Origin of the sequence: Photobacterium ganghwense, assembly GCF_017329545.1 — a bacterium.
GTDB lineage: Bacteria > Pseudomonadota > Gammaproteobacteria > Enterobacterales > Vibrionaceae > Photobacterium > Photobacterium ganghwense.
The window spans coordinates 1,722,425-1,734,263 of the sequence record NZ_CP071326.1 but is presented as its reverse complement, the minus strand read 5'-3'; the positions used below and the strand labels follow the sequence as shown (position 1 = coordinate 1,734,263).

Annotated in this window: 10 protein-coding genes; 3 read left to right on the top strand and 7 right to left on the bottom strand. The window is 50.3% G+C overall.

The annotated features are described in order from the left end of the window. Positions 1-10: 10 nt before the first annotated feature. The 7 genes from rhaB to FH974_RS23895 form a co-directional block, all read right to left on the bottom strand. Positions 11-1,519, bottom strand: coding sequence for a rhamnulokinase (gene rhaB, locus FH974_RS23925; protein ID WP_207103865.1), 1,509 nt, complete (start codon positions 1,517-1,519; stop codon positions 11-13). Between the two features lie 287 nt (positions 1,520-1,806). After that, the gene (bglB, locus tag FH974_RS23920; protein ID WP_207103864.1) at positions 1,807-2,949 is read right to left on the bottom strand and encodes a beta-galactosidase BglB; all 1,143 of its coding nucleotides are present in this window, start codon (positions 2,947-2,949) and stop codon (positions 1,807-1,809) included. Positions 2,950-2,967: 18 nt separating this feature from the next. Next, on the bottom strand, positions 2,968-4,275 hold the full coding sequence (locus tag FH974_RS23915; RefSeq protein ID WP_207103863.1) for a TRAP transporter large permease: 1,308 nt from the start codon (positions 4,273-4,275) through the stop codon (positions 2,968-2,970). After that, positions 4,268-4,792: a TRAP transporter small permease gene (locus FH974_RS23910; RefSeq protein ID WP_207103862.1), complete on the bottom strand. Its 525-nt coding sequence runs from the start codon at positions 4,790-4,792 to the stop codon at positions 4,268-4,270. Before FH974_RS23910 ends, FH974_RS23915 begins: the two co-directional genes overlap by 8 nt. A gap of 75 nt (positions 4,793-4,867) precedes the next feature. After that, on the bottom strand, positions 4,868-5,854 hold the full coding sequence (locus FH974_RS23905) for a TRAP transporter substrate-binding protein (RefSeq protein ID WP_047886279.1): 987 nt from the start codon (positions 5,852-5,854) through the stop codon (positions 4,868-4,870). 596 nt (positions 5,855-6,450) lie between these two features. Beyond that, positions 6,451-6,732 carry a hypothetical protein gene (locus FH974_RS23900; protein ID WP_047886411.1) on the bottom strand — a complete coding sequence of 94 codons (282 nt, stop codon included), beginning with the start codon at positions 6,730-6,732 and terminating at the stop codon, positions 6,451-6,453. Positions 6,733-6,869: 137 nt separating this feature from the next. Continuing rightward, positions 6,870-7,928 (bottom strand): AraC family transcriptional regulator, encoded by a 1,059-nt coding sequence (locus tag FH974_RS23895; protein ID WP_047886278.1) that lies wholly within the window; start codon positions 7,926-7,928, stop codon positions 6,870-6,872. A 267-nt stretch (positions 7,929-8,195) separates the two neighbouring features. Between FH974_RS23895 and FH974_RS23890 the strand changes: the two genes are divergently transcribed. From FH974_RS23890 to FH974_RS23880, 3 genes are all read left to right on the top strand, one after another. Beyond that, the gene (locus FH974_RS23890) at positions 8,196-8,702 is read left to right on the top strand and encodes a 2,4'-dihydroxyacetophenone dioxygenase family protein (RefSeq protein ID WP_047886277.1); all 507 of its coding nucleotides are present in this window, start codon (positions 8,196-8,198) and stop codon (positions 8,700-8,702) included. A gap of 69 nt (positions 8,703-8,771) precedes the next feature. Continuing rightward, positions 8,772-9,593: an SDR family NAD(P)-dependent oxidoreductase gene (locus tag FH974_RS23885; protein ID WP_047886276.1), complete on the top strand. Its 822-nt coding sequence runs from the start codon at positions 8,772-8,774 to the stop codon at positions 9,591-9,593. Positions 9,594-9,782: 189 nt separating this feature from the next. Then, complete coding sequence (locus FH974_RS23880; RefSeq protein WP_047886275.1) at positions 9,783-11,837, top strand: PhoX family protein; 2,055 nt, start codon at positions 9,783-9,785, stop codon at positions 11,835-11,837. Positions 11,838-11,839 lie beyond the last annotated feature (2 nt).

Here is an 11,839-nt window from a genome sequence, read left to right as displayed (position 1 = left end):
GTGACTTCCTTTACTGAGTTTGAGTTAATTGTTCGAAACAGGTGATGGCAGGTTTAAGCCCCGCAATGGCGTTCGGAGAATACTGTGTTAATTCAAATGACTGGCGGACGATGCAGCGACCTTCCGATATGTTGGCAATTCGGCCAATGGCAACCAGCTGGCCAAGCGCATTCCCGATGGCAGAGGCTTCGGTAGGATTGGCGCACACGGGCACCTCACAAATATCAGCACATAACTGATTGAGAAAATGGTTTTGAGCTCCGCCACCGACGATGTGGATGTGTGACAGTGGTGAGTCTGACAGGTGCTGTAATTCCAAAAATACCTGACGGTAACGTAGAGCCAGGCTGTCATAGATGCAACGGACGATCTGTCCCAAAGAACCAGGTGCGCCCTGGCCGGTATCCAGACAGTAGTCAATGATCGACTGTTCCATGTTGTTTGGATGCAGGAAACGCTTGTCGTCAGGGTTGATCAGGTAAGCAAATGCTGGTGCCTGTTTTGCTAATGCAGCCAGATCGGAAAAACTGTAAGCCGGGTACTGTTGTTGCAAGCGCTGGATCAGCCACATGCCCATGATATTTTTCAGCACTCGGTACCGGCCTTCACTGCCACCTTCGTTGGTGATATTCGCGTTGAGTGAAAGTGCATTGATGATTGGTGCCGCACGCTCAAGACCCATGAGCGACCAGGTGCCAGAGCACAGATACACGGCGCCGGTCTCTGATAGTGGTGTACCAACGACCGCTGAGGCGGTATCGTGGCTGGCAATAGACGCTACGGGTATCTGATGAGACTGACGTTCTTTATCCTGGGTTTGATAGTGCCCAATAATCTGATTTGGCTGTTGTGGCGGCAGAAACCAGTGGGACGGTGCCCCGATTTTGTCCAACAAGGCCGAACTCCACTGGCGGGAGTTGCTGCCTAGCAATTGGCTGGTGGAAGCGTTGGTATATTCACAGTGTTTGACCCCGGTTAGACGAAAGTTGAGGTAATCCGGAATAAACAGCAGAGTCGCCACTTCGCCCAGCCACTCAGGTGCAGTACGGGTCCCGCGATAAGACGCTGATTCAAGGGGAAGTAAGTCAGGGTTGAGCAAGGCAGCAAGCTGATACAGGGTATTGAATGGCAAGAACTGTATGCCGGTCTCGGTATACACTTCTGCTTTATTCTGGTGCTCTGCAAGAAATGCATCCATGACACCGTCTGTGCGGCTATCGCGGTAAGACACAGCTTGACCCAGGCGATGCCCTTCTTTATCCAGTAAAACAAAATCGACTCCCCACGTATCTATGCCGATACACGCTGGCGTAATGCCCGCGTCGAGGACGTGCTGAATACCGAGATAAATTTCAGCGAGTAGCGCATCCGTATCCCAGCATACCTGATTATTTCGGTGACACAGTCGGTTAGGAAAACGGTGTACTTCCTGCAATGAGAGTCGTTTGCCGTCCAATGTGGCGACCATAATCCGACCGCTGGAGGCGCCGATGTCGATAGCAATCACTTGAGTGGTCATAAGGATTTCCTGAGTATCGTTCATGGGCTCATTATCAGAAAAGCGGCGAAGGTCAGACTTAAAAAAACGACCGGTTTAGACGGTGAAATGTCAGTTTTATCGATATCCGCGTGCGTTACATCACACTTGCCTGTTTTAAGCGATTTGGTGCTTGTTGCGGTGGGTTAACAAAGGAATTCAGAAGGGTTATTGATTATGATTGTTATTAAATCGAAGTCGTGATGCGCAGATGAGCTGCCGAAAAAAGCCCCACCAGAGGTGGGGCAAACGGCGTGTATCCAGAGGTATCAAAGATAGGTTCGCAGGTATTCCGACAGGCATAAAATTGCCATTGCCTGCCCGTATGGCATAGATGTGAGTGGAATTTGACGATAATAGTCGAGATCATCCCCCATCGCGGTACCAAACGAGACATTGAGTAGTTCGCCCGAATCACTGATGAAGTCGCTGACCAGAGCATCGACGGCTTTATGGGCTATGTCAGCGTATTTCGGATCGATATAGCGTTTTCGTACTGCTTTAAGAATGCCGTAAGCAAATCCTGCGGTCGCAGAGGCTTCAACGTACGAGCCTTCATCATCCAGCAGGGTGCACCAAAGGCCTCCTGCTTGCTGGTAGCGGGCCAGTGCCTCCACCTGTCGATTAAGAATATGGATAAGGTGGCGACGGTAAGCGTCGTGTTCAGGTAAATCCAGCAGTTCCAGAAAATCCGGGATCACAATGGTGACCCAGCTGTTGCCACGAGCCCAGCGTGCATTGGCAAAATTATGGTTACCATCGAAAGTCCAGCCGTGGAACCAGGTGCCGGTGTCACGATCCATCAGATACTGAATATGGGTCAGGAACTGGTATTTCGCTTCTTCAACATATTCCGGACGGTTGAGCAACAGGCCGATTTTTGTCAGCGGCATGACACTCATCATCAGGGTGTCATCCCACATTTGCTGCGGGTTTTCACTGTTGTAGACAATGTGCTGGATACCTCCGCTTGCTGTGCGTGGCATCTGGTACATCACGTAATCCGCCCAGGTTTCCAGGTAAGGTATGAGGGACTGGTCTTTGGTGTCTTCGAAGCGGTATGCCAGTGTCAGAAATGGGCAGACTGTATTCACGTTCTTTGTGGCTTGCTCTTCGGCAAACCGGTCTTCAAACCATTCATCAATGATGTTCAGCACGCTCTGGTCGTTTGTCTGCTGATAGTATTTATACATGCCGTAAAGGCCAATACCATGGGTCCATTCCCAGCCTGCCCAACCTTTGGTATCAATGGTTCGGCCATCATCAAGATGCAGCAGAAATTCACCGGTTTCATCTTGAATATTGATTAGGTTGTTAATCAGGCTGGTGATTTTATCAACAATCACTTTGCGTGGATGGGGGCGTTCAACCCGACGAAGAAGATCACTGTGTTTTACGGGAAATACGTTCATAACGTCCTCAGAAATAAATTACATTACGCCAAGCAGTTTTGGCAGAAACAGGGTGAGATCCGGGATATAGGTGATGAGCAACAACATCACGATGATCGCGGCATAAAATGGCAGTAAGGGTTTAATCAGATGTTCGACTTTTACCTGTCCGACACTGGCGCCCACGTACAAACCGCTACCGACCGGTGGCGTGATGGTGCCAATGGCAAGGTTAAAGACCATCAGGATGCCGAAATGGACGGGGTCAACCCCGATCTTCTGCACAATGGGCAGTAAAATCGGCGTAAAAATGAGGATTGCAGGGCCAATATCCATAAAGGCGCCGACGACTAACATGAACAGTGTGACAACCAGCAGGATGATGGCCGGGTTGTCGGAAATTCCGAGAATCATCTGGCTTAATGCGCCGGGAATACCTGTCATCGACATGGCAAATGACATTGCCGAAGAAGTAGCCAGCAAGAACATGATTACGCCGCTCATGATGAAAGTCTGAATCAATATTTTGGGAAGGTCTTTCAACGTCAGCGTTTTATAAAGAATGAGCGTCAGATACGCGGTATACACCACGGCAATGGCCGACGCTTCGATGGCAGTGAAAATTCCTTGTACGATCCCGCCGACAATAATCACGACTAGCAGCAGGCTGGGCAACGCATCGCGGGTGACTTTCAGTGCCATCCCTTTTTGCAGCGAAAAGAAATTACGGTAGTTATTGCGCTTCGCCACAACATAGGTCACAGCCATGCATCCGATTCCCCATAAGCTGCCTGCAACGAGACCTCCGGCAAACAAGGCCGCGATGGACGTCCCGCCACTGGCCAAGGCATAGAGAATAAAGGCTGTTGTCGGCGGGATTAGCATACCGGTTGGAGCTGAGGCGATATTGACTGCTGAGGCAAAGTTACGGTTATAGCCTTCTTTAGCACTCATCGGAATCATTACACCACCGATAGACGTGGAGGCTGCGATGGCTGACCCTGATACTGCGCCGAACATCATATTTCCGGCAATGTTGGTATAGGACAGAGAGCCTGGAATGCGACCGGTGAAAAGCTTAGCGAAGCTGACCAGACGGGTCGCAATGCCGCCATTATTCATGATGACGCCGGACAGAATAAAAAACGGCACAGCCAGTAGGGCAAAACTGTCAAGGCTGGAGAACATTTTTTGGGCGGTGGTGAACATCGCGATATCGAAGGGCAATACCAGCATCAGGGTGCTTCCGGAAGCGATGACGATACACAACCCTATCGGGGTACCCAAGACGAGTAACAGCACAAACACCCCGACCAACATGGCAGAGGCGATGACGGGATCAATCATAGCGACCTCCTGCCAGTTCATTGGATACAGGCGTGTCTGATGCTGCTGCTCGTAATGAAGCAATCAGATCGGAAATATTGAGCAGGCAGTAAAGAATTGTCAGTACGCCGGAGAGTGGCAGGGCGTAATAGACCTTGCCCATAGACAATTGCAGAACTGGAGAGATTTGCAGCATGGCATTGGATGAGACTTTCCAGCCGCCAATGACTAGGATGTAGGCGGAGAACAGTATGAATACCACTTGAATGGCAATCTGCCAGTAAGTGGTTAGTGATTGAGGGCACTTGTCGAGAAACAGTGTCAGGCTGATATGCTCACTTTTTCCGGCAACATAGGCCAGCCCGATGACAGAGAGCCAGACTAGCGAGAAGCGCAGGAACTCTTCGGAGAATGTACTGGGCGTGTTAAATACATAGCGACTGATTACCTGCCAGCAAGCAATCAGAACCATGACACAGATAAGGCTACAGCTGAACATCTCTATTGTTCGGTCCAGCCAGCGTCTAAGTTTTTTCATAATAACCTCTGACCATATTGGTGCAGAGAAGGCCTCAGGCTGACAGGCAGCCTGGCCTTCTGCAGCATGGTACGCTTAGTTGACCTGACTGATTTGTTGGAACAACTGATAAAGTTCAGGTTTATTTTGGAGCTGGTCGTAAATAGGCTGAACGGCGGCTTTGAACGGGCTAGTGTCAATGTCATAGAACTCAACGCCAAACTGGGATTGAGCCAGTTCACGTGTTTTCTTCATTTCTTTCTGCCAGGCGCTTTTTTCTACCTCAATGGATTCCTGAATGGCTTCGTTTAGCGCAGACATCTGTTCAGGCGTGAGTTTGCTGGTGGTCAGATTGCTCATTACGATGATGTCAGGAATGCGGGTGTGCATGTCGTAGCTGTAATGTTTTGCAACTTCACCATGGCGGGCAATAGTGAGGGCAAATTCATTATTTTCAGCACCATCGATGATGCCTTGTTGCAGCGAGGTATAGACTTCGGCCTGACTCATCGCGATCGGGGACGCGCCAAGAAGTTTCATCGAGTTAATGGAGGTTTCACTTTGCATTACCCGAATTTTTTTCCCTTTCAAGTCATCAACGGTCTTGATGGGACCTTTACTCATGTAGAAGCTACGTGCACCTGAATCGTACCAACCCACACCGGTAAAACCCTGTCCGGCGGTAGATTGGTAAACCGGGGTCATAATGTCCGGGTTGTCCATCACCTTGTAGAAGGCCTCTTGGTTTTCAAACAGGTAAGGTAATGAAAAGACACCGTAATAGGGTGAAAAGCTTTCCAGCAAACCGGATGACACTTTGGTGAGATCGATGGCACCAACTTGTGCCATTTCCACCAATTCTCGCTCGCCCCCCAGTTGGCTGTCGGGAAAATACTGAATGGTGACTTCGCCCTTGGTTTTCTCGGATACAGCCTTGCCGATATATTGCAGCGCCTCTTTAACAGGCTGGCTATTCTCGGCATAAGCCAGTTTTAATACCGTTGCTGCCTGCGCGACGTTGCTCAGTGGTAGCAATAAAGATGTCGCTAGTATGAGTTTCAGTGGGGTACGGGTAGCGGACATGGATCCTCCAAACACTTTTGTCTTTATTCCGCTGCCTGTTGTTGGTGGTCAGTAACTTTGGCAGCAGTTGATGATTTGTATTAAGCCTTGTCATCATCGCAGCCTGGAAAGTCCTCCACCTTTGTAATTCTGCCAACCTGATAAAATGTGACGGTGATTTTGTCCCTTTTTCGATGTTTTAATCACAGTTTGGTGCGAGCCTTCATTGGGAGGAGACGGGAGGGGCTAAATGGACGTTCCCTCTGGCATCGAACAAATGTTGGCAGTGCAGGAAGAAAACCACGGAAGTATAAACCAGTGCTTTTGCCATGATGGCAAACACTTAAGAGGCCTGTCACGGAGGGAGACGTTGTGGTAGGCAACATAGAAAGGAAAGGAAAAGAAAATATAGATAGGAAAGGGAGCAGTAAGCGGATACCAATAAGTTGATACCCGTAAGTCATAAACTGTGCGAGCGGGTTTTAAAGCAAACAATGCGGACGATAACGGATGCTGAGGTAAATAAAATGACAGTCAAAAATCAGTGGGATGTCTTTAATTTATCCCGCTATGTGAAAGCCGGATCGCCCGTAACATTGACCAGGCGTTAGTTCGTTCTACGCTGCAATCCTGCCATTTCGCACCAGTGCCCGGCGGACGTTTTTACACAGTTTGCCAAAGCTGTATAGCTCGTCGAAAGTGGGCGGGAGGCCACGGTTGAGTTGGTGTTGCCAGTAAGACAGTTCAGAATCGACAAGCTCCATTAACTTTTTCGGGCAGCCGACACAGGTGTTATCCGGTCCGCAGACAAAAGTATCTTCCTGATACAGTGGAAATTCCTCTTTAACCGCATCAATGATCTGCTGCATGGCGGTGATTCTGTCAGGTTTTTTACTCATGGTAACGACAGTTGGCAGATGAAAGCGACATATTTTACCCTGCATACCGGATTAAACCATACCTTTAAAGTGGGTAATTTTTTTTGGAGGGGCCGTAACAAGGCGTTTTTCCTGAGCTTTTGTGGTGCGCAAGGCAATCACTGCTTGGTGAGCATTGCAGGTAGCCGACAATGAATCCGGGGTGATTTACGCTCGGCATTTTGTTGTTGCCACTGCCGTGGGGCGATGCCAAACCATGACACAAAAGCGCGTGAGAAAGCGCAAGCGTCACTGTAGCCCAATAATTCAGCTAGCTGAGCCATGCTCATGTTGGATTCTGTCAGATGACGTGTCGCCAGCCGCTGCCGGGTCTCTGTCAGGATAGCCTGAAATGACGTGCCTTCAGCTTGCAAGTAGCGTTGCAGGGTTCGGGGACTGAGCATCATGTATTTTGCTACCTGGCCCACTGTGCTTTTTCCGGAAGGCAATAAGTGATGGAGCACATAGCGGACATAGTCCGGCAACTCCTCAACGGTAAGATTGGTCAGCGCGTGGACATGGTTTTCTATCAGAGCGTGCAGCGACGGGTCGGCATGGTTCAGGGTTGTTTTCAGGGCACTTTTCTCAAACGCGATGCCGGTCAGAAAAGCGTTGAAATGAGGAGTAACAGGGAGCAACTTCTGATACTCCGTGACGGATGCCAGAGGATAGTGACGAATGTAAATCGCCTTGGGTTTCCAGGCATGACCAAAGAAGAGCTGGAGCAATTTTAGCCCCACACCAATCGCTATTTCGGTACATTGCGCATGATCGTGCTGCTCGAGGAAAATGCTGGGCTCATAGCAAAGCAACATCTGATTTTCTTTTTCTGTTAACTGCAGGGTAGCCCCCTGAGAATGCCAGTGGAAATAGCTGATCAGCTCGCTTAGCGCCTGTTCTACGGTTTGGGCGTTGTTTATGAGGTGAAATAACGGGCCAATGGCGGCAATGCTCTGAAACTGTCCGAATTCCAGCCCGAGCAGTGGGCAGGAGAAGTGGCGTTGGGAAAGCTCGATGAGGCGCAAAAACTGATGATAAGAAATCAGTGCTTCAGGGTGGGAAAACACATCGTCCGATAACCCGACCGCATTGAGTAAGGCATGATGGTTGACCTGGTGCTGAGTGGCAAACTGATCAAACCGAGCGATGTTTGCTCCGCGGATGTATAAGTTTTTCATCGTTTCCCTGAATCCTTTCTCTCTTGGTTTCAAACCCTGTTTTCAGTCAGTGTTCCAGCTTTAGCTTCTGCACATGTTTCAGTGTTAACCACGCTATTGAGCCTTCTGTCTGTCGATGAATGGAAAATGCCATTGCGGTATGAATAATTGCCACAGGCAGTATTTGTATAAAACTTGGCGTGAATTATCAATGCTAAGTTTGCTACTTTGTTTCAATCTTGTTGTGAAAATGATGGTTTGGACAACAAGAATAGAAAGGAACGCAATATGGGATTTCCATTTTTAGTGAATGAGCACCATGAGCTACTGACCCTGAACAATAACGACCTGCCGATTTACCGTGACCTCTTACCGGGGGTGCATGTTCAGCCGCAATTTCTTGATGTGGTCAACGGTGTTTGGGCACTGAGAGTACAGTTTGAACCGGGTGTGGTGCTACCGGCACACTACCATACCGGCAATGTGCACTTCTGGACTCTGTCGGGTAAATGGTATTACAAAGAGTACCCGGACCAGCCGCAAACGGCAGGTTGCTACCTGTACGAACCGGGCAGCTCAATTCATCAGTTCATCACACCTGAAACGAATACAGAACTGACCGAAGCACTCATGATTATTCAGGGAGCCAACATCAACTTTGACGATGAAGGAAACTATCTGGGCATGCTGGATGCTAACTTTATCGTTGCCACTCTGGAAAAGCACATCGCTGACAATGGATTGGATCCGGCCAAGTATATCCGTCCACCGCAAACGGATTACTCCACGAAGTAATCTCCCCTCTATCGTTTTGATCAAAGGCCGGTTTTGAGCCGGCCTTGTTGACTCTCCGAGGAATCATCGATGAGCAAAAACATTTTTATTACGGGTGGAGCAAGCGGTATAGGTCTTCAACTGGCGAAGCATTACCTGAAAAGTGGCCATAACGTTGCGTTGTTTGATCTGTCATTTTCAGAATCTGTGCTGGAAGAGCTGTATCCGTATCAGGGGGCTTCGCAAAACCTTGTTAGCTTGCAGGCTGATGTTTGTGACATGGCATCACTGAGTGGGCAGGTGGAAGCTGCGGTTAATACCCTGGGCAGCCCGGATCTGGTTATCAACTGCGCCGGAATCTTACGGGCAGGACGATTTACTGAGCTGCCACAATCTGAATTTGAGCAAGTGGTCGCGATCAATCTGTTCGGCACCCGTAATTTTATCTGTGCGGTATTGCCGTTCATGAAAAAGGGGGCGCATGTCTCCATGATTTCTTCAATGGCAGGCGTTAGCGGGGTGTATACCTATGCGGCGTATTGTGCATCAAAGTTTGGTGTGATGGGGCTGGCGAAAGTGTTGCGACAGGAGTTGAAGCCACGTGGCATCGATGTTTCAGTGATCTGTCCGCCGGAAGTATCCACACCTATGGTGGTAAAAGAGCACCAGACCATTGACCCTATTTGCCTTGAACAAAAAATGGTGGCCGGGGTGCTGACGGTAGAAGAGGCCGTTTCGAAAATTGCCGCGGGCTTAGCCACCCGAAAACACGTGGTGGTTCCGGGGGGCAGGGCGAAGATCATTTACCTGATTAACCGCTTTGCGCCGGACAGCATCATGTTCGGAATTGTTGACAGAATCATTGCGAAAGGGCTGGCTCGACAGTCTCAGACACCTCAAACTGACATTTAACCGGCCTTATTGTCCGACGGGAGGGCGTTAAGCGCTCTCCTGAACCTCGTGACTCTTTGCTGCAACATGCTCAATGCAACATGTTGTTATTCCACTTTTAATCAAAGGGCAATACTGCTGTCACTTTGGCACTTCAGGATTAGCGCGTTTAAAAACAACCACTAAACTAAAGACAGCCAAGGATAGTCAATGAGCAAGGCAATTTTTAACCCGACTCGTTTTAATAAAAGTGACAACGCGACCTTCGATGATGTACTGGATGCATTTGTTTCCCGCCGCAAGATTCTGAAAGGGGGCATGGGCCTCAGCGCTATGGCGGCCATGGGAGCGTTTGGACTGACCGGCTGTAACTCCGATTCCGGCAATACCACAACCGACACGCCGGACGCGCTGACACGCGTATCACTGAAATTTGAGTCGATTCCGGGCTCGCTGACGGATGCCGTCAGTGTCGCAGAAGGCTATACCGCTCAGGTATTGGCGCCTTGGGGAACCCCGTTGAATGCCATTGCTCAGGACTGGAAAAATGATGGCAGCAACACCGCGATTGATCAGGCGAATGCCGTGGGCATGAACCATGACGGGCTACATTTCTTCCCATTGAATGACAGCGCGACTGAAGGCCTGCTTTGCGTCAATCACGAATATATTGAGACCGCTGAGCTGCATCCTGATTTCGATGCGACGTTTAACGCCGAAGGTGACCGTATTGATGTTGACGCGGTACGAAAAGAGATTTTTGCCCATGGTGTCAGCGTTATTCATATCGCACTGGAAAACGGCAACTGGGTGGTGAAAGAGGATGCCCGCAACCGCCGCTATACCGGGGCAACGGCAATGGATATCGCCGGACCGCTGGCGAACAGTTCGCATCTGGTAACTCCTTATTCACCTGACGGCAGCCAGGCGCGCGGTACCCTGAACAACTGTGGCAACGGCTACACCCCATGGGGGACGTACCTGACCTGCGAAGAAAACTGGCCGGGATATTTTGTGAATCAGGGAACGGCGGCGGCCGATCAGGAACGTATCGGTATCACACTTGGTGCGGATGCAACGGGTCGTTATCGTTGGGAAACCCTGGCCGGACACGCGGACGAGCAAATGGACGAATTCCGTCGCTTTGATATCACGCCAACCGGCAGCAGTGCACTGAGCGATTACCGTCATGAAGCCAATGGCCATGGTTACATCGTCGAGATTGATCCGTACACAGCCAACTCCCGCGCGGTAAAACGTACGGCGCTGGGGCGCTTCCGTCACGAAGGTTGTACTTTCGGGAAACTGGAAGAAGGCAAGCCGCTGACGTTTTACTCGGGCCATGACTCGCGATTCGAGTACCTGTACAAATTTGTCTCGAAAGCGGTTTGGGATGCGGCAGATGCAACCCCTGCAGACCGTCTGGCTACCGGTGATAAGTACATGAACGACGGGACGCTGTATGTTGCCCGTTTTGATGCCGACGGTAAGGGCGTATGGCTGCCGCTGACACTGGATGCCTTGACCAAAGACGGCGGTGTGCTGGCCGATCATTTCGCGACGTTGGCGGACATCATCCTGAACACTGCAGGTGCCGCAGATTGGGTGGGGGCAACACCGATGGATCGCCCGGAGTGGTGTGCGGTGGATCCGATCACCGGCTCTGTGTACCTGACACTGACCAACAACACCAAGCGTACAGAAGAGACCGGCACTAACCCGGCCAACCCACGATTGCTGAACAAGTTCGGCCACGTCATTCGCTGGGATGAAACTGAAAACCACACAGATTTCAGCTGGGATATCTTTGTCTTTGGCTCATCTGCCGACGCAACTGCGGATGTGAACCTGTCAGGATTGGATGAAATGAACCAGTTTGCCAGCCCTGATGGCCTGGCTTTCGATCAGCGCGGTATTTTGTGGATTCAGACTGACAACGGCGCCAAAGAAGTCACCAGTTATACCAATGACCAGATGCTGGCTGTGGTTCCATCCAACCTGATGGATGAAGCCGGTAATCAGCAAACTATTGGCAGCGGCAATCAGGGGGAACTCAAACGATTCTTTGTCGGCCCGAATGGCTGCGAAGTCACTGGTTTTACCATCAGCCCTGATTACCGTTCGATGTTTGTATCAATCCAGCATCCAGGCAACTGGCCGTACAGCGACAATGCCGCTGAAGCCGCCCCCGAGGGCACCACAGTCCGTGCTCGCGCATCGATTGTCGTCATTCGTCGTCAGGACGGTGGTGAACTGGCGGTATAACG